The sequence below is a fragment of the Acidovorax sp. genome (genome assembly GCF_021287135.1).
GTDB lineage: Bacteria > Pseudomonadota > Gammaproteobacteria > Burkholderiales > Burkholderiaceae_C > Acidovorax.
Genome location: NZ_JAJTBB010000009.1, coordinates 32,962 through 51,690, shown reverse-complemented (window position 1 = coordinate 51,690; position 18,729 = coordinate 32,962). Strand labels below are relative to the sequence as shown.

Genomic DNA, 18,729 nt, shown 5'->3' with positions numbered 1-18,729 from the left:
GGAGAGTTCCATGAAGATCCAGAGAAAAGTTGCCGTTACCGCTTTGTTCGCCGCCATGGCCACGGCCAGTCTGGTGGCAGGCGCGCAGACCATTCGGGTGGCCAACCAAGGTGATGCGCTTTCCCTCGACCCCCATTCGTTGAACGAATCGCTGCAGCTGTCCGTGGACCTCAACGTCTACGACGCGCTGACCGAGCGCAACAAGGACCTGAGCCTGGCTCCGGGGCTGGCCACTTCCTGGAAGCAGACGTCGCCCACCGTGTGGCGCTTCGAACTGCGCAAAGGCGTGAAATTCCATGACGGTACGCCGTTCACCGCCGATGACGTGCTGTTCAGCATCACCCGCGCGGCGGGCGATGGCTCGGATGTGAAGGCCAAGGTCAACGACATCAAGGAAGTGCGCAAGGTCAACGACTACGCGGTCGACATTGAAACCAAGGGACCCTTCCCCATCCTGCCGGATGTGCTCTCCGACCTGGCCATCATGAGCAAGAAATGGTGCGAGGAAAACAAGGCGGAGAAGCCTGTCGACCGCCGCAAGGGCATCGAGAACACGGCTTCGTTCAAGGCCAATGGCACGGGCCCGTTCCGCGTGCGTGAGCGCCAGCCCGACGTGCGGACGGTGTTCGTGCGCAACCCCAGTTACTGGGGCAAGATCGAGGGCAATGTCCAGGAAGTGATCTTCACTCCGATCGCCAACCCCGCAACGCGGGTGGCGGCACTGCTGTCGGGTGAAATCGACGTGATGGAGCCCGTCCCCGTGCAGGACGTTGCGCGCCTGAACGCCAGTGGCAGCGCACGGGTGGTGACCGGCCCCGAGCTGCGCACCATTTTCCTGGGCATGGACCAGAAGCGGGACGAACTGCTGTACTCCAGTGTCAAGGGCAAGAACCCCTTCAAGGACAAGCGTGTGCGCCAGGCGTTCTACCAGGCCATCGACATCAACAGCATCCAGCGCACCGTCATGCGCGGCGCATCCCGCCCCACGGGCCTGATGGTCGGCCCCGGCATCAACGGCTGGACCGCCGAGCAGGACAAGCGCCTGCCCTACGACGTGGAAGCCGCCAAGAGGCTCATGGCGGAGGCGGGTTACCCCAACGGTTTCGAGGTGGCCATGAACTGCCCGAACGACCGCTATGTGAACGACCGCCAGATCTGCGAGGCCGTGGCCGCCAACCTTGCTCGTATCAACGTGAAGATCAACCTGCAGGCGGAAACCAAGGGCACGTACTTCCCGAAGATCCTGCGCCGCGATACGAGCTTCTACATGCTCGGCTGGACGCCCACCACCTATGACTCGCACAACGCCCTGGACGCGCTGATGCGCTGCCCCAACGACAAGACGGGCGATGGGCAGTTCAACCTGGGCTCGTATTGCAATCCGAAGCTGGACGAGGCGATTGCCAAGATCAAGTCCAACACCGACCCGGTGCAGCGCAATGCCTTGATCAAGGAAGCTTTTGCCATGCACGCGGACGACGTGGGCCACCTGCCGCTGCACCAGCAATCGCTGGCCTGGGGCGTCAGCAAGAAGGTGTCGCTGACCCAGCGCGCCGACAACTTCATGCCGTTCAAGTGGATGAGCATCACCAAGTAGGCGCCGCAAGCCAAGACGCTTCGAACGTGGGCCGCGCCCACCGGCGCGCCCCGCCCGTTCCTTGAAAGACGCCCCAGCGCGGGGCCACCCGCCCTGGGGCTTGTTCCCCTCCCACGATGAAAACTACCCTTGCCCGCTGGCTCGACAGCGACATTGGCCACAGCTTCCGCACCTCGCCAGTGGCGATCCTGGCCGCCGCGATTGCGCTGGTCTGCGTGTTTTGCGCCGCCTTTGCCGGATGGGTTGCTCCGCACAACCCTTTTGACCTTGCCACGCTGGAACTGAGCGATGCGCGGCTGCCGCCCGGCTGGAGCGCCGAAGGCTCCTGGAAATACCCCCTGGGCACGGACGACCAGGGGCGGGACATTCTCTCGGCCTTGATTTATGGGGCCCGCATCTCGCTGGTGGTGGGGGTGGCGTCGGTCGTGCTGTCGGTGGTTTTCGGCGTCGCATTCGGCCTGCTCGCGGGCTTTCGCGGTGGGTGGGTGGACGCAGTGCTCATGCGCCTGTGCGACGTGATGCTTTCCTTCCCCGCCATCCTGGTGGCCCTGCTGATCGCCGGCGTGGGCCGGGCGCTGTTTCCCAATGCCCACGAGTCGCTGGCTTTCGGGGTGCTGATTCTCTCGATTTCGCTGACCGGCTGGGTGCAGTACGCCCGCACGGTGCGCGGCTCCACGCTGGTGGAGCGCAACAAGGAATACGTGCAGGCCGCCCGCGTCACGGGCGTGTCGTCGCTGCGCATCATGCGCAAGCATGTGCTGCCCAATGTGCTGGGGCCGGTGCTGGTGCTCGCCACCATCCAGGTGGCCACGGCCATCATCACCGAGGCCACGCTGTCGTTTCTGGGCGTCGGGGCGCCGCCCACCTCGCCCTCACTGGGCACTTTGATTCGCATCGGCAACGACTACCTGTTCTCGGGCGAGTGGTGGATCACGGTATTTCCGGGCGCCATGCTCGTGCTGATCGCCTTGTCCGTGAACCTGCTGGGAGACTGGCTGCGCGACGCCCTGAATCCCAGGCTGCGCTGAACAAGAACCTGTGACTACCCCATGAGCCTTCTAGAAGTCAAAAACCTCGTTGTCGAATTCCCCGGCCGCCGCGGTACCCTGCGCGCCCTGGACGACATCTCCTTCTCCATTGCGCCCGGCGAGATCCTGGGCGTGGTGGGGGAGTCCGGCGCGGGCAAGTCGCTCACGGGCGCGGCCATCATCGGCTTGCTGGAGCCGCCGGGCCGGGTGGCTTCGGGCCAGATCGTGCTGGAGGGACAGCGCATCGACAACCTGGACCATGAGGCCATGCGCCACATCCGCGGCCGCCGCATTGGTGCCATCTTCCAGGACCCGCTGACCTCGCTGAACCCGCTGTACACCGTAGGCCGCCAGCTGACCGAGACCATCCTGACCCACTTGCCGGTCACCCCGGCCGAAGCGCGGCAGCGGGCCATTGACCTGCTCAAGGACACGGGTATCCCTGCCGCGGAAGAGCGCATCGACCATTACCCGCACCAGTTCTCGGGGGGCATGCGCCAGCGCGTGGTGATTGCCCTGGCTCTGGCGGCCGAGCCCAAGCTCATCGTGGCCGACGAGCCCACCACGGCGCTGGACGTGTCCATCCAGGCGCAGATCATCACGCTGCTCAAGAACATCTGCAAATCGCGCGGCGCTGCCGTCATGCTAATCACGCACGACATGGGCGTGATCGCCGAGACATGCGACCGTGTGGCCGTGCTGTACGCGGGCCGCGTGGCCGAGATCGGCCCCGTGCATGACGTGATCAACCATCCCGCGCACCCCTACACGGCCGGGCTCATGGCCTCCATCCCCGATATGGAGCAGGACCGTGAGCGCCTGAACCAGATCGACGGCGCCATGCCGCGCCTGAACGCCATCCCCCGCGGCTGCGCCTACAACCCGCGCTGCCCCAAGACCTTTGACCGCTGCATGAACGAACGCCCTGACCTGATGGACGCAGGCACCACCCGCGCTGCCTGCTGGCTGCACGCGGACCGCTCGGAAAACGCCGGGGTGCCCGCATGAACGCCGCCACTGCCATCGCCTCGGCAGCCCCCGTGGCTGCCGCTGCACGCCAGCCGCTGGTCCAGGCCCATGACCTGGCTAAGACGTTTGACGTCTCCGCCCCCTGGCTCAACCGCGTGCTGGAACGCAAGCCCCGCACGCTGCTGCACGCCGTGGACGGCGTGAGTTTCGAGATCGAGAAGGGCAAGACGCTGGCCCTGGTGGGCGAGTCCGGCTGCGGCAAGAGCACCGTGGCCCGCCTGCTGGTGGGCCTGTACGAGCCCACGCGGGGCGGGCTCACGTTTGACGGCCAGGACGCTCACGGTGCCTTCAAGGGCAGCAATGCCAAGGCCATGCGCCGCCGCATCCAGATGATTTTCCAGGATCCGTACGCGAGCCTGAACCCGCGCTGGCTCGTGGAAGACATCATCGGCGAGCCGCTGCGCGAGCATGGGCTCATCACCGACAAGGCGCAGCTCAAGCAGCGCGTGGGCGAATTGCTCCAGTCTGTCGGCCTTTCGCCGCTGGACATGGCCAAGTACCCCCACCAGTTCTCGGGCGGCCAGCGCCAGCGCATCTCCATTGCCCGCGCGCTGGCCACCGAGCCGGAATTCCTGGTGTGCGACGAGCCGACCTCCGCGCTGGACGTATCGGTGCAGGCCCAGGTCCTCAACATCATGAAGGACCTGCAGCGCCAGCGGCACCTCACCTACCTGTTCATCAGCCACAACTTGGCCGTGGTGCGCCACGTGAGCGATCAGGTGGGCGTGATGTATCTGGGCCGGCTGGTGGAACTGGCCGACAAGCACCAGCTCTTCGAGCGCCCCCGGCACCCGTACACGCGGATGCTGCTCGACGCCATTCCCAAGATGCACGACACGGGGAAGGCCCGCACGCCGGTCCAGGGCGAAGTGCCCAACCCCCTGAATCCCCCCGCCGGCTGCGCCTTCAATCCGCGCTGCCCCCATGCCAACGAGCGCTGCCGGGCCGAGCGCCCGCAACTGCTCAGCCTGGGAGGCATCCGCATCGCGTGCCATGCGGTGGAAGAGGGCCGCATCTGAACCCATGGGGATGCCTCTTCAATAAAGCAGAGAGATAGCGCCGGGGCCAGGACCCAAGCTCCGTGCGAAAGCCTGGCGGGTGGCGCTGGACTGAGGGTTGCAGCGCCGCCGGAACCCTCACCTCCGGTGACTGAGCTCGGCCGTGCATTTCAGTGGCTGCAGCGGCGGTGAGCCCGTGTTGCGCCGCTGTGGCGCCGCAGGCGCGCTGGCCAAAACTTCCTTGGTGAAAGTGCACCAAGTTTGTAATATCCGCCGTTACAACCGCAACGGGCCGCAACCGGCCCGGCTGTGCAGCCGCGAACCTTGGCGTGCTTGGCCGCGTCAGCCTCTTCTTCTTTGTGATCCATGCCTGCCCTTTCGATTCTGGAGAGCCTGGCTTCTCCGCTTTGCCTGTGTATCCGCCGCAGCGCCCTGGCGCTGGCCTGGGGCGTTCTTGGGCTGCTCCTGTCCACCACGGCCGCGCACGCGGCCGTCGAGTTGCGTACCCTGATTGACAGCGACAACAACCCGGCCACCGGCTGCTCCGTGGTGACCCCCGCGGGCGCCTTCGCTGGCGTCGACCAGGTGGCCGTCACCCGCGTCGACCTTACCGTGGCCGACCCCGTGGGCGACGTGTCGCGCGAGATCTGCCAGGGCGGCGTGCTGGTGCCCGACCCCAGCTTTGTCCCCCTGGCGCCGATGCGTTGGCCGGTGGGCGTGGCGGGAGCCGGCGTGCAGACCGATGTGGTGGAGAGCTACACGCAACTCCTCACGCCGCCGTCAGTGCTCCGGCTGGGGTTTGTTTCCCAGACGACGGATGGCAGCGCGCCCCCGAGCGCCGTGCTGACGCCGGATGGCAGCGGCAGTGGAAGCGGTGGCGGCAGTGGTATCCAGATCGTTGCCCCGACAGCACCGCCCGCCGCCTTGCCGGTGCCCGGGCTGGGCCGGGCAGGGCTGCTGCTGGTGGCCGCCCTGCTGGTGGCCGCCACCTACCGGTTTGCACGGCTGCGCCGCTATGTGGCGAGCTGCCTTGCACTGGGCCTGCTGTTGGCCGTCGGCTACGCCTGGGCGGCCATCGTGCGCGACGGGGTGCCTACCGATTGGGGCGGCACCCCGCCCATTGCCACCGCGCCCACCACGGGGCCCTTGCAAATCTCGGCCGTGTATGCGCAGCTGGAAGGCAACGTCTTGCACCTGCGGTACGACCTGGACCTGGGCGTGCGCGGCGGCTCCACGCAGGACGACGGCCCCTTCAATGCCACGGTGGGCAGCGCCCTGCCGGTGGCGGCGCCCGGCGTCCTGGGCAATGACACGCTCGGCACGCCACCGATGGAAGTGCGCGAGTTCCGCGCGCAGGGCGCTGCCACCAATACGCCAGCCGGCGGCACCATCGCGTTTGCGGGCAGCACGCTCACGGTGCGTCCCGACGGCAGCTTCCTGGTGGGCGCGCCGACGGCGGCGGGCTCCTTCAAGTTTGAATACCGGGCCCACAACCTCCTCACGCCCGGGGGCTGGAGCGTGGCCACCGTCGACGTGGCCCAGGCCCCGGTGTGCGGCGACGGCGTGCGTGCCGGCGCGGAAGTCTGCGATGACGGCAATACCGTCACGGAGACCGCCTGTCCCTACGGGCAGACCAGCTGCACCGCTTGCAATGCCACCTGCACCGAGGTCCTGCACCTGACCGGGGCTTTCTGCGGGGACGGCATCCGCAACGGGGCCGAGGTGTGCGACGACGGCAACACCGTGACCGAAACCGAGTGTCCCTATGGCCAGGCGAGCTGCACCCGCTGCAACGCCAGCTGCACGGCCACGTTGTCGCTCACGGGTGGGTACTGCGGCGACGGCGTGGTCAGCGGCTCGGAGGTGTGCGACGACGGCAATACCGTCACCGAAACCAGCTGCCCGTACGGCCAGGAAAACTGCACACGCTGCAACGCCACCTGCACCGAGGTCCTGCACCTCACCGGGGCTTTCTGCGGGGACGGCATCCGCACCGGGGCCGAGGTGTGCGACGACGGCAACACCGTGACCGAAACCGAGTGTCCCTATGGCCAGGCGAGCTGCACCCGCTGCAACGCCAGCTGCACGGCCACCCTGTCCCTGACGGGCGCGTACTGCGGCGACGGCGTGGTCAGCGGCTCGGAGGTGTGCGACGACGGCAATACCGTCACCGAAACCGGCTGCCCGTACGGCCAGGAAAACTGCACGCGCTGCAACGCCACCTGCACCGAGGTCCTGCTCCTCACCGGGGCCTTCTGCGGGGACGGCATCCGCAACGGGGCCGAGGTCTGCGATGACGGGAACACCGTCAACGAAACCAGCTGCCCCTACGGCGAGGCGAGCTGCACCCGCTGCAACGCCACCTGCACGGCCACGTTGTCGCTCACGGGTGGGTACTGCGGGGACGGCGTGGTCAACGGCGGGGAGGTATGCGACGACGGCAACGCCATCACCGAAACCGTCTGCCCGTCGGGCGAAGCGAGCTGCACGGTTTGCAACGCCACCTGTAGCGCCACGGTGCAGCTGAACAACTGACGCACCGGCTTGGCCGGTCGCGCCAGCCGGCCTCAGGCGTACCGTTTGGCGCGCAGGTTCTCTTTCATCTGCTGCAGGATGGGCTGCAGCGAGCTGCCGATGCGCAGCGCCACGCAGGTGGCCAGCACATCGATGATGAGCAGGTGCATCAGGCGCGACACCATGGGGCTGTAGCGGTCGTAGCCCTCAGGGTGGTCGGCCGCCAGGTGGATCTGGCACGTGCTCGCCAGGGGCGAGCCGCTGGCCGTGATGGCGATGGTGGTGGCGCCGTTCCGGCGCGCAATGTCGGCGGCGTCCATCAGGTCGCGCGTGCGGCCGGAGTTGGAGATGATCACCGCGCAGTCGCCCGGCCCCAGCAGGGTGGCGCTCATCACCTGCATGTGGCCGTCGCTGGTGGCGATCGACGTCACGCCCAGGCGGAAGAACTTGTGCTGGGCATCCTGCGCCACGATGCCGGAGTTGCCCACGCCGTAGAACTCGATGCGCTTGCCCTTTTTCCAGGTGTCTGCAATGGCCTCGGCCGCGCGCTCCAGCGCCACGGTGCTGGCGGCGTTGCGGTATTGCAAAAAGGCGGCCACGGCGTTGTCCACCACTTTCACCAGCACGTCGCCCGTCTTGTCGTCGGCATCCACGCTGCGGTGGATGAAGGGAACGCCCTCGCTCACGCTGCCCGCGAGCTTGAGCTTGAAGTCGGCCAGCCCGTCATAGCCCATGCTGCGGCAAAAGCGCACGACGGTGGGCTTGCTCACGTGGGCGCGCTCGGCCAGTTCTCGCACCGGCAGGCGCGCAAACGCGCGAGGGTCGCTCAGCACCAGCCGGGCGACCCGCTGCTCGGCGGGGGCCAGGGACGAAAGCGAAGCGGTGATGCGATCAAGCATGGAGCGGGTTTCCTGGCAGTGGCGCGGGGTGGCAAGGGCACGAAGGCAAGAAATGGTAACTGGGTTCCATCGCCGTGGCACCGGGCAGCCCCAGGGACCCTGCGCGTTATCCCCCTGGTCGGGCCGGCGGCGCCGAGGATAGGATGGTTGTAACTAAACTGTCATATTCAGAGCCTCCGGAAAGGACATCCCTTCATGCGCAAGCCCACAACGATCACCCTGGCCGCTGCCTTCCTGGCGCTGCTGTCCTCTGGCGTGCAGGCCCAGGGCCAAGTCAACATCATCTGCTCGGTGCAGGCCGAGTGGTGCAACCTGATGTCCACCGTGTATGCCAAGACCACCGGCACCAAGGTCAACATGACGGCCAAGGGCTCGGGCGAGGCGCTGGCGCAGCTCAACGCCGAAAAGGCCAATCCCAAGACCGACCTGTGGTTCGGCGGCACGGGCGATCCACACCTGCAGGCCGCGGAGCAGGGTCTGACGCTGGAATACAAGTCGCCCCAGTTGCCTCAGCTGTATCCCTGGGCACAAAAGCAGGCATCTGACTCCAAGTACCGTACCGTGGGCGTGTACCTGGGGCCGCTGGGTTTTGGCTACAACAAGGAGCTGCTAGCCAAGCGCAAGCTCAACCCGCCGCAGTCGTGGGCCGACCTGCTCAAGCCCGCGTTCAAGGGCGAGGTGCAGATGGCCAACCCTGCCTCCAGTGGCACGGCCTACACGATGATTGCCACGCTGGTGCAGCTGATGGGCGAAGAAAAGGCGTTTGACTACCTCAAGGCGCTGCACCCCAACATCAGCACCTACACCCGTTCGGGCACGGCACCGGTCAAGGCCGCTGCGCGCGGCGAGACCACGGTGTCCATCAGCTTCGTGCACGACGTGACCACCGAGGCCGTGAACGGCTTCCCCGTGGGCTCGGCCACGCCCTCCGAAGGCACGGGGGCTGAAGTGGGCTCGATGAGCATCGTCAAGAACGGCCCCAACACCGAGGCGGCCAAGAAGTTCTACGAGTGGGCGCTCACGCCCGGCGGCCAGCAGTTTGGCCTGGCGGCCAAGCAGTTCCAGCTGCCCAGCAACACGCAGGTGCCCAAGGACCCGCGCATGACCGACCCCGCCAAGATCAAGCTCATCAATTACGACTACGCCAAATACGGCGCCAGCGCCGAGCGCCGCCGCCTGATTGCGCGCTGGGAGAAGGAAGTCCAGAACGCACCGCGCTAGGCGTTGATTTTTTGATGATGGTTTCCGCACCGAACCGGCCTCTGTGGGCCTGGGTGGCCCTGGGCGTGCTGGGCTACCTCGCCTTTCCCTGGTATCTGCAGCAGGACGGCAACGGCCTGCTAGCGCTGGGCCAGGTTTTTGCGGACGCGCCAACGGCCAACGGGCTGCTGCAGGCCGCGGCGTACGGCCGCCCGTGGCTGTGGGCGGGCCTGCTGGGCCTGGCGTTGGCGGGCGTGGGGGCCGCGCTGCCCGCGGGCCGCCGGCAGGGCGCGGTGCTGGCCGCGGGCGGTGCGCTGGGGCTGGCCGGACTGCTGGCCAGCGGCTTTGCCATCGGCGCGCGCGGCTGGTCGTATGACTGGATGAACGCCGCCTGGGGCGAGCTGGGCGCGCGCCAGCCGGGCATGGGCTGGGGCGGCTTCGTGGCGCTGTCGGCGCTGCTGGTGCTGTTGTCGTTCGGCATCGCGCGGCGCGGCTTCTTCAAGGGCGACCTGTTTGTGGCCGCAGCCGCGCTGGGCTGTGGCAGCCTGCTGGGGCTGTTCATCGTGTTTCCGGTGCTCAAGGCCCTGTCGGCCGCCGTGTTCACCGAAGACGGCGCCCTGTCGCTGACCGTGCTGTGGGATCGCGTGGCGCACGAGCGCAACTTCGGCCTGGCCTGCCTGGGCGGGGGGCAGCGCTGCGGCGTGGCCTGGAACACCTTGTTCCTGGGCCTGATGACGGCCACCAGCACTACGGTGCTGGGCTCGTTCATGGCCCTGATAGCCGAGCGTGCCTCGCGCCGGTATGCGCGCCCGCTCAACGTGGTGGCCATGTTGCCCATCATCACGCCGCCCTTCGTGGTGGGGCTGGGGCTGATCCTGCTGTTCGGCCGCGCGGGCGTGTTCAACCAGTTCCTCGAGTACGCTTTCGGCATCACGCCCACCCGCTGGTTCTACGGCTGGCTGGGCGTGTGGGTGGCACAGACCTTTGCCTTCACGCCCATCGCCTTCATGATCATGCGGGGCGTGGTGCAGGGTGTGGCGCCCAGCCTGGAAGAGGCCGCGCAGACCCTGCGCGCCAGCCCGCACCGCACCTTCATGACGGTGACGCTGCCCTTGCTCAAGCCCGGCCTGGCCAACGCCTTTCTGGTGGGCTTCATCGAGAGCATGGCCGACTTCGGCAACCCCATCGTGGTCGGCGGGCAATTCTCGGTGCTCTCCACCGAGATCTTCTTCGCCATCGTCGGCGCGCAGTACGACCAGGGGCGTGCGGCCTCGCTGGCCTGCATCCTCACGCTGTTTGCGCTGGCCGTGTTCGCGCTGCAGCGCGGGCTGCTGGGCAAGCAGGGCTTCACCACCGTGTCAGGCAAGGGCGACGCGGGCCTGGCCATGCCGCTGCCCACTGGCGTGCGGCGCGTCGTGCAGGCGGTGGCGCTGCCCTGGATGGCCTTCACGCTCGTGGTCTACCTGTTCGCGCTGGCCGGCGGCTTTGTGCAGACCTGGGGGCGCGACTACACCGTGACGCTGCGGCACTTTCACACCGCGTTTGCCGTCGAGTGGGGGCCGTTCGGCATCGTGTGGGCGGGCACGGCATGGAATTCGTTCTTCACCACCCTCACGCTGGCGGCCATTGCGGCGCCCCTGACGGCCACGCTGGGCATCGCCATCGCGTGGCTGCTGGCGCGCACCGAGTTCCGGGGGCAGGGCGCCTTTGAATTTGCGGCGCTGCTGGCCTTTGCCATCCCCGGCACGGTGCTGGGCGTGAGCTACATCCTGGCATTCAATGTACCGCCCTTCGAGCTGACGGGCACGGCGCTGATCATCGTGCTGTGTTTCCTGTTCCGCAACCTGCCGGTGGGCGTGCGCGCGGGCACGGCGGCGTTCAAGCAGCTGGACCGCTCGCTGGATGAAGCCTCGCTGATGCTGCGCGCGGGCAGCGTGCAGACGCTGCGCCACGTGGTGCTGCCGCTGCTCAAGCCCGCCCTGGTGGCGGCGCTGGTGTACAGCTTCGTGCGCGCCATCACCACGGTGAGCGCGGTGATCTTCCTCGTTACGGCCGAGCACGAACTGGCCACCACCTACATCATCGGCCGCGTCGGCAATGGCGACTACGGCGTAGCGCTGGCTTATTGCACGGTGCTGATCGTGCTGATGTCCGCCGCCACCGGCCTGATCCAGTGGCTGGTGGGCGAGCGCCGCCTGGGCCGGCGGCCGGGCCATTGAACAAGAGACGCCTCTTCCTGACCATGCACACCAACCCTGCGGGCATCGAGTTCCGCCACATTACCAAGCGCTACGGCTCCGACCCCAAGGCGCCGCTGGCTGTCCAGGGCATCAGCTTTGAGGTGCCGCGCGGCACGCTCACCACCATCCTGGGCCCGTCGGGCTGCGGCAAGACGACCACGCTGCGCATGATCGCGGGCCTGGAGTCGCCCACCTCGGGCCAGATCCTCATCGGCGGGCGGGACGTGACCACCCTTGGCCCGGCGCAACGCAACGTGAGCATGATGTTCCAGAGCTACGCGCTGTTTCCGCACATGAACGTGGTGGAGAACGTGATGTACGGCCTGCGCATGTCGGGCCAGCCCAAGGAGGCTGCGCGGGCCAAGGCCGATGATGCCTTGCGCGGCGTGGGCCTGGTCGGGCTGGGCGAGCGCATGCCCAGCGAGCTGTCGGGCGGCCAGCAGCAGCGTGTGGCGCTGGCGCGTGCGTTGGTGCTGGAGCCCGAGGTGCTGCTGTTCGACGAGCCCCTGTCCAACCTCGACGCCCGCCTGCGCCGCGAGATGCGCGAGGAGATTCGTGCGCTGCAGCAGCGCTTGTCACTCACGGTGGCCTACGTTACGCACGACCAGGCCGAAGCCATGGCGGTGAGCGACCAGATCATCGTGATGAACCAGGGCCTGATTGCGCAGAAGGGCTCGCCCCGCGCGCTGTATGAAACCCCGCACAGCGAGTTTGTCGCAGGCTTCATGGGCGAGGCCCTGCTGTTCCCGGCTGTGGCCGGGCCTGATGGCACGGTCGCGCTGGGCCCGCTGGTGCTGCGCCCGCGCACGGCGGTGCGCAGCGGGCCGGTGCGGGTGGCGGTGCGGCCCGAGGCGTGGCGTATCACCCGGCAGGGCGAGGGGCTGCTGCCCGCGCGGCTGGTCAAATCGGCCTACCTGGGCGCGGTGCACGAGTACACGTTCGACACCGCGCTGGGCGCTGTCTTCGTTGTGTCGGCCGATCTGGATGACGTGCTGAGCGTAGGCGACGAGGTGCGCCTGGGCCTGGGAGCGCACGGCGTATCGGTGGTGGGTGGTGCCGAGGGCCCCGAGGCCGATGCGGAATAATGGCGCCATGAACCAACTCGACGCCCTCAAACAGTTCACCACCGTGGTTGCCGACACTGGCGACTTCAAGCAGCTGGCGCAGTTCCAGCCCCAGGATGCGACCACCAACCCGTCGCTGATTCTCAAGGCCGTGCAAAAGCCCGAGTACGCGCCGCTGCTGCAGGAAACCGTGGCCCGCTGGAAGGGCCGGGCCATGGACGAGGTCATCGACCGCCTGCTGGTGCGCTTTGGCTGCGAGATCCTGGCCACCATCCCCGGCCGCGTGTCCACCGAGGTCGACGCCCGGTTGAGCTTTGACACCGACGCTACCGTGGCCCGCGCCGAACGCATCATCGAGCTGTACCAAGCCGAGGGCGTGCACATCGACCGCGTGCTGATCAAGATCGCCTCCACCTGGGAAGGCATCCAGGCGGCCGAAAAGCTCGAGCGCAAGGGCATCCACACCAACCTCACGCTGCTGTTTGCCTTCTGCCAGGCCGTCGCCTGCGGCCAGGCCAAGGTGCAGCTGATCTCGCCCTTCGTGGGCCGCATCTACGACTGGTACAAGAAGCAGGCCGGTGCCAGCTGGGATGAGGCCGCCAGAAGCGGTGCCAACGACCCGGGCGTGCAGTCGGTCACGCAGATCTACAACCACTACAAGCGCTTCGGCATTGCCACCGAGGTGATGGGCGCGAGCTTCCGCAACGTGGGCCAGATCACGGCCCTGGCCGGCTGCGACCTGCTGACCATCGCCCCCGAGCTGCTGGCCCAGCTGGCCGCCAGCGACGCTCCGCTGGAGCGGGCCCTGCACGCCGATGCGGCCAAGTCCATGGACCTGCCGGCGGTGAACTACGACGAGGCGGGCTTTCGCTTTGCACTGAACGAAGACGCCATGGCCACGGAAAAGCTGGCCGAAGGTATCCGCGCCTTTGCGGCCGATGCGGTCAAGCTGGAAAAGCTGATCCTCGCCCTCTGAGCCAAAGCGCCCCGCGCATACCGCAGGGCGTGGGGTGCGCGCAAGAGTTGAGGGGTTTTCAGGCTACAGCGCCCATGCAATAAGCGCTGGCAGCTATAAAAAATGTAGCAAACTAGGCCGCGGGTGCGTCCCCCAGCGGCAGGCGCAGCCCCACGCGCAGCCCGCGCATGCCGTTCGGCTCGGCCACGGTTTCGCCCCCGTGGCGCAAGGCGATTTCCTCCACGATGGACAGGCCCAGGCCGCAGCCCCCGGCCTTGTCCGAGCCGCGCCAGAAGCGCGCGAACAGGTCGCCCAGGTGCTCGGCGGGCACGCCCGGCCCGTCGTCTTCCACCAGCAGCAGAGCCCAGGGGCGGGCGGGCGGGGCATCGCCGGGCGCGGCGGGCATGCGGGCGGCGCGTACCGTCACGTTGGCGCCCGGGCCTGCGTAGTGCAGGGCGTTGTCGATCAGGTTGTTCAGCGCCTCGCGCAGCAGCAGCGGATGGCCTTGCACGGGCAGGGCGTCCTCGCCCTCGTAGCCCAGGTCCATGCCCTGCGCCAGGGCCCGCGCGGCCCATTCCCGGGCCACCTCGCGTGCCAGCGCCGCCAGGTCCAGGGGCTGCATCTCCACGGTTGACTCCGACCGCGCCAGCTGCAGCAACTGGTGCACCAGGTGGGCGCTGCGCTGCGCCGCCGACAGCACCTTGAGCAGCCGGTCCTGCACGGCGGGCTCCCGGCTCTCGTGCAGCGCCAGCTCGGTCTGCCCGATCAGGCCCGCCAGCGGGGTGCGCAGCTGGTGGGCGGCGTCGTTGAGGAAGCGCTTTTCCTTCTGCTGCGCACGGGCCACCGTCTCCAGCAGGCGGTTGATGGTGCTGGCCAGCGAGTACACCTCCTGCGGCGCGGATGTCAGCTCGATGGGGCGCAGCGCAAAGTCGCCGCTGCGCTGGGGCGGGGCGCCCGCCCGGTCGATTTGCGCCTCCAGGCGCTTGAGGGGCTGCAGCCCGCGCAGCACGCCCGCGTACACCACGGCGCTCAAGGCCAGGCCCATGAGCCCCATGGGCAGCAGCATCTGCTCCAGCAGTTCCTGCGCAATGCGCTCGCGCACGGTGAGGCTCTGGGCCACCTGCACCCGCAGCGTCTGGCGCGACTGCGGGGTTCCGTAGTCCACGTCCAGCAAAGCCACGCGCACGGCCTTGCCGTCCAGCCGCGCGTGGTACAGGTAGGGGTCGCCCACCTGCACCGTGACGGGCGGGGGCGGCGGCAGTTGCGCATTGCCCAGCAGGAAGCGCCCGGGCGGCGACGACACCATGTAGGTCACGCGGTCGGTCGGGTCCTGCTCCAGGATGTCCTGCGCGGCTTTCGGAAAGTCCACCAGCAGCCCGTCGCCGATCGGCTTGATCTGCCGCGCCAGCGCGCGCACCGACTGCGTCAGCGTCTGGTCAATGCCCTTCTCGCCGTTTTGCAGCGCCACCCGCCACGCCAGGAACCCGCCCGACAGCCACAGCACCAGCTGCGGCAGCAGCAGCCACAGCAGCAGCTTGCGTTGCAGAGAAACACCTGGAACCTGGCGCATCTCAAGAATCCGACCGGCCCGGTGAGGCCCATGACGCCAGATACTGGCGCGGCCCACGCGGGGGGAAGGCGCGCAGCGCCGCAGGGGGGTGTCCCATCTACGGTCTGTTCAGCATGTACCCGAGCCCGCGGATGTTGCGGATGCTCAGGGGCGACGCGTCGAGCTTCTTGCGCAGCCGGTGCACATAGACCTCCAGTGCGTTGGAGTTGAGCGGTGCGGCGGTCTGGCCGGGCTCGGGCGGGCCGGCGCGCCACGCGGCCAGCACGTCGTCGCGGGTGACTACCTCGCCGCACCGCTGCACCAGCAGCTCCAGCAGTTCCCATTCGCGCTGCGTCAGGTCCAGCGGCGTGCCGTTGAGTGCCGCTGCGCGCGCCGTGTGGTCCAGCACCAGCGGGCCCAGCGCCGTGGGCAGGGACACCGCCGCGGTGCTGGGCTGGGTGAACGCGGGCTGGCGGGCGCGCCGCAGCATGGCCTGCAGCCGGGCCTGCAGCTCCTGCATGTTGAAGGGCTTGGTGAGGTAGTCGTCCGCGCCGGCGTTGAGGCCCCGCACGCGGTCGTCCACGCCGTCGCGCGCGGTGAGGATCAGGACCGGCAGGCCCGCGATCTGGCGGCGCACCCAGGTCAGCAGTTCCATGCCGTCCGCGCCGGGCAGGCCCAGGTCGAGAAGGATGCCGTCCACCGCCTGCGTCTGCAGCACCGCCATGGCGCCGGCCACCGTGGAGGCCGTGCAGACGCTGTACTGCTGCTGTTGAAGTTGGCCGGTCAGCGCGTCGAGCAAAAGAGCGTCGTCTTCGACAATCAGGATCGTGGCCATGCGAATGAGCATATCAAACAGCCCGGTTTTCCCGCCCCCCGTGAGTGAGGGAAAGCCCTGAGTGGAAAATTAATTATTGTAATTAAAGTACCGGCTTGCGTTGGTTGGGACCGGGAAGGCCGCGGCGTGCGAAGCCAATCGAGCCGTGGTTCATGACATCGAAGGAGACATGTGTATGTGGAAGATGAAACGAGTGGCCGCCGTGGTGGCGTTGGGCTGGGCGGCGGCGTTGTCGGCCAGTGCCGGCGAGGTGGAGGTGCTGCACTACTGGACTTCGGGCGGCGAGGCCAAGTCGGTTGCCGAGCTCAAGAAGATCATGCAGGCCAAGGGCCACACCTGGCGTGACTTTGCGGTGGCCGGTGGCGGCGGCGACAGCGCCATGACCGTGCTGAAAAGCCGTGTGATCTCGGGCAACCCGCCGTCTGCCGCCCAGACCAAGGGCCCGGCCATTCAGGAGTGGGCCTCCGAAGGCGTGCTGGCCAACATGGACGCCCTGGCCAAGGCCGAGAAGTGGGACGAGCTGCTGCCCAAGGTGGTCGCCGACGTGATGAAGTACAAGGGCGCCTACGTGGCCGCCCCGGTCAACGTGCACCGCGTGAACTGGATGTGGGGCAGCGCCGATGCGCTGAAGAAGGCGGGTGTGGCCGCCATGCCCAAGACCTGGGACGAGTTCTTTGCCGCCGCCGACAAGCTCAAGGCTGCGGGACTCGTGCCCGTGGCGCACGGCGGCCAGAACTGGCAGGACTTCACCACCTTCGAGTCCGTGGTGCTGGGCGTGGGCGGCCCCAAGTTCTACCAGGATGCGCTGGTCAAGCTGGACAACACCGCGCTCACCAGCGACACCATGAAGAAGTCGCTGGAGACCTTCCGCCGCATCAAGGGCTACACCGACCCCGGCGCTCCCGGCCGCGACTGGAACCTGGCCACGGCCATGCTGATCCAGGGCAAGGCGGGCTTCCAGTTGATGGGCGACTGGGCCAAGGGTGAGTTCCTGGCGGCCGGCAAGCAGCCGGGCAAGGACTTCCTGTGTGCGGCGGCACCGGGCTCGGCCAACGCGTTCACCTTCAACGTGGACTCGTTCATCCTCTTCAAGCTCAAGGACGCCGCGGCGCAGAAGGCGCAAAGCGACCTGGCCAGCGCCATCATGAGCCCTGCGTTCCAGGAGGTGTTCAACCTGAACAAGGGGTCCATTCCGGTGCGTGCCGGCATGCCCATGGACAAGTTTGACGATTGCGCCAAGGCGTCGGCCAAGGACTTCGTCGACACGGCCAAGAGCGGTGGGCTGGTGCCCAGCGCGGCCCACGGCATGGCCATCGCCCCCGCCACGGAGGGCGCCATCAAGGACGCCGTCAGCCAGTTCTGGAACGACGACAAGATCACTGTCGCCGATGCCATGAAGAAGATCGCGGCCGCCGCGAAAACCAAGTGAGACACGGCGCGTGCAGGCCGCGCAGGCGGCTGCAGCGCACGCGCTGAAACCAACAAGAGGGGACCCCATCATGAAGACAAGAAACCGCCTCACGGCGGTGGCTTTGGCCGCCGCATGCGCGAATGGCGCGTTTGCCATGGACGTGGCAGGCTTTGAGTTCAACGGCTACTCGCGTGGTGGCCCGGTGTTCAGGCACGAAGACGGCGTCAAGGGCAACCTGACGCTGGGCGGCGAGCTCCAGAAGTTCCGCCTGGGCAACGAGGGCGACAACGGCATCGAAGTCAACTTTGCCCGCGGCTTCGAGGCCGGCGGCATCCAGTGGAAGGTGAACTACATGCCGGCCAAGTGGGGCAGCGGCGACATCACCACCGAGCAGGCCTACGTGGAAATGAGCGGCTTCTCGTTCTCGCCCGAGGCCAAGTTCTGGGTGGGCCAGCGCCGCCTGCGGATCCAGGACGTGCACATCGTCGACTACTTCCTGCTGAACTACGGCGACAACATCGGGGCGGGTGTCACCGATATTCCGGTGGGCGGCATGAAGCTGGGGCTGGGCATGTTCACGGGCGACAAGTTCGACCACAACGAGCCCAACAACGTGAAAGCGCGCCGCTTCAACGCCGATCTGTCCGAAATCAACACCAACCCCGGCGGCAAGCTGCGGGTGCTGCTCACGGCCGTGGGCGGCTCGGGGCAGGTCAACGGCGGGTCGGGGTCGGGCATCTCGCTGATGCACACGCAAAAGGAGTTCCTCCTGCCCAGCATCACCAACACGCTGTACCTGCAGACATCGCGCGGCCACGCTCGCATCGACGGGGAGTTTGAATCCATCGACGGTACCAGCGCCGGCCGGCGGTCCACGCGGATTGCCGATGCCATCAACTGGCAAAGCGGCCCGTTTGGCGGCCAGGCCCTCATCGGCTACCAGACCAACAAGGCCGACCTGACCGGTGTGGAGACCAAGGACTTCTCGCTGGGCGGGCGCGGCTCGTACGCGTTCACCAAAAACTTCAAGGGCCTCCTGGAGTTGTCCACGACCACCCGCAAGGGCTCGGGCGCCGACCAGCGCCTGTCGAAGGTCACGCTGGCAGGCGCCCTGGCCCTGAACGAGGACTTCTGGTCCCGCCCCGAGCTGCGCCTGTACGTGACTAAGGCGAACTGGAATCAGGCGGCCGCGCTGGCCAACGCCAGCACCTTTGGCGCCAACGGCAAGACCTCGCGCACGCTGGTGGGCGTGCAGTACGAGGTGTGGTGGTGAGGGCCGGCAACGCCGGACCCGTGTAAATAGCGAGTTACTAGCGATTCAGAGGTTGCTTTGTTCTTGGGGGGCCTCCGCGCCCCCCTTTTTTTGTGGGGGCAGTGAGGCTGCTGCCCCGAGGTTTTCAACAGCCAACG

The 18,729-nt window shown here is 67.6% G+C and carries 14 protein-coding genes; 11 read left to right on the top strand and 3 right to left on the bottom strand.

Features of this window, described 5'->3' with window-relative positions:
• Positions 1-10 precede the first annotated feature (10 nt).
• From LWW96_RS02000 to LWW96_RS01980, 5 genes are all read left to right on the top strand, one after another.
• A complete protein-coding gene (locus tag LWW96_RS02000) occupies positions 11-1,597 on the top strand; it encodes an ABC transporter substrate-binding protein (protein ID WP_291483996.1) in 1,587 nt (528 codons plus the stop codon).
• Positions 1,598-1,713: 116 nt separating this feature from the next.
• The gene (locus tag LWW96_RS01995; protein WP_291483995.1) at positions 1,714-2,625 is read left to right on the top strand and encodes an ABC transporter permease; all 912 of its coding nucleotides are present in this window, start codon (positions 1,714-1,716) and stop codon (positions 2,623-2,625) included.
• A gap of 21 nt (positions 2,626-2,646) precedes the next feature.
• Complete coding sequence (locus tag LWW96_RS01990) at positions 2,647-3,633, top strand: ABC transporter ATP-binding protein (protein ID WP_291483994.1); 987 nt, start codon at positions 2,647-2,649, stop codon at positions 3,631-3,633.
• Positions 3,630-4,673: a dipeptide ABC transporter ATP-binding protein gene (locus LWW96_RS01985; RefSeq protein WP_291483993.1), complete on the top strand. Its 1,044-nt coding sequence runs from the start codon at positions 3,630-3,632 to the stop codon at positions 4,671-4,673. Before LWW96_RS01990 ends, LWW96_RS01985 begins: the two co-directional genes overlap by 4 nt.
• 345 nt (positions 4,674-5,018) lie before the next feature.
• Complete coding sequence (locus LWW96_RS01980; RefSeq protein WP_291483992.1) at positions 5,019-7,187, top strand: hypothetical protein; 2,169 nt, start codon at positions 5,019-5,021, stop codon at positions 7,185-7,187.
• Between the two features lie 32 nt (positions 7,188-7,219).
• Here the strand turns inward: LWW96_RS01980 and LWW96_RS01975 are convergent, their stop codons facing one another.
• Positions 7,220-8,065 (bottom strand): SIS domain-containing protein, encoded by an 846-nt coding sequence (locus LWW96_RS01975; RefSeq protein ID WP_291483991.1) that lies wholly within the window; start codon positions 8,063-8,065, stop codon positions 7,220-7,222.
• Between the two features lie 195 nt (positions 8,066-8,260).
• Here LWW96_RS01975 and LWW96_RS01970 point away from each other — a divergent pair, with 195 nt between their 5' ends.
• From LWW96_RS01970 to tal, 4 genes are read left to right on the top strand one after another with little or no spacing between them, the layout of a single operon-like run.
• The gene (locus LWW96_RS01970; RefSeq protein ID WP_291483990.1) at positions 8,261-9,286 is read left to right on the top strand and encodes an ABC transporter substrate-binding protein; all 1,026 of its coding nucleotides are present in this window, start codon (positions 8,261-8,263) and stop codon (positions 9,284-9,286) included.
• A gap of 14 nt (positions 9,287-9,300) precedes the next feature.
• A complete protein-coding gene (locus LWW96_RS01965; protein WP_291483989.1) occupies positions 9,301-11,484 on the top strand; it encodes an iron ABC transporter permease in 2,184 nt (727 codons plus the stop codon).
• 23 nt (positions 11,485-11,507) lie between these two features.
• Positions 11,508-12,590, top strand: coding sequence for an ABC transporter ATP-binding protein (locus tag LWW96_RS01960; protein WP_291483988.1), 1,083 nt, complete (start codon positions 11,508-11,510; stop codon positions 12,588-12,590).
• A gap of 7 nt (positions 12,591-12,597) precedes the next feature.
• On the top strand, positions 12,598-13,545 hold the full coding sequence (tal, locus tag LWW96_RS01955; RefSeq protein ID WP_291483987.1) for a transaldolase: 948 nt from the start codon (positions 12,598-12,600) through the stop codon (positions 13,543-13,545).
• A gap of 112 nt (positions 13,546-13,657) precedes the next feature.
• On the opposite strand, the gene LWW96_RS01950 is transcribed toward tal, so the two are convergent.
• Complete coding sequence (locus LWW96_RS01950) at positions 13,658-15,094, bottom strand: sensor histidine kinase (protein ID WP_291483986.1); 1,437 nt, start codon at positions 15,092-15,094, stop codon at positions 13,658-13,660.
• A gap of 97 nt (positions 15,095-15,191) precedes the next feature.
• Positions 15,192-15,908: a response regulator transcription factor gene (locus LWW96_RS01945; RefSeq protein WP_291483985.1), complete on the bottom strand. Its 717-nt coding sequence runs from the start codon at positions 15,906-15,908 to the stop codon at positions 15,192-15,194.
• A 175-nt stretch (positions 15,909-16,083) separates the two neighbouring features.
• Between LWW96_RS01945 and LWW96_RS01940 the strand changes: the two genes are divergently transcribed.
• Positions 16,084-17,337 (top strand): ABC transporter substrate-binding protein, encoded by a 1,254-nt coding sequence (locus LWW96_RS01940; RefSeq protein ID WP_291483984.1) that lies wholly within the window; start codon positions 16,084-16,086, stop codon positions 17,335-17,337.
• Between the two features lie 136 nt (positions 17,338-17,473).
• The gene (locus LWW96_RS01935) at positions 17,474-18,592 is read left to right on the top strand and encodes a carbohydrate porin (protein ID WP_291484020.1); all 1,119 of its coding nucleotides are present in this window, start codon (positions 17,474-17,476) and stop codon (positions 18,590-18,592) included.
• The last annotated feature ends 137 nt before the right edge of the window (positions 18,593-18,729 follow it).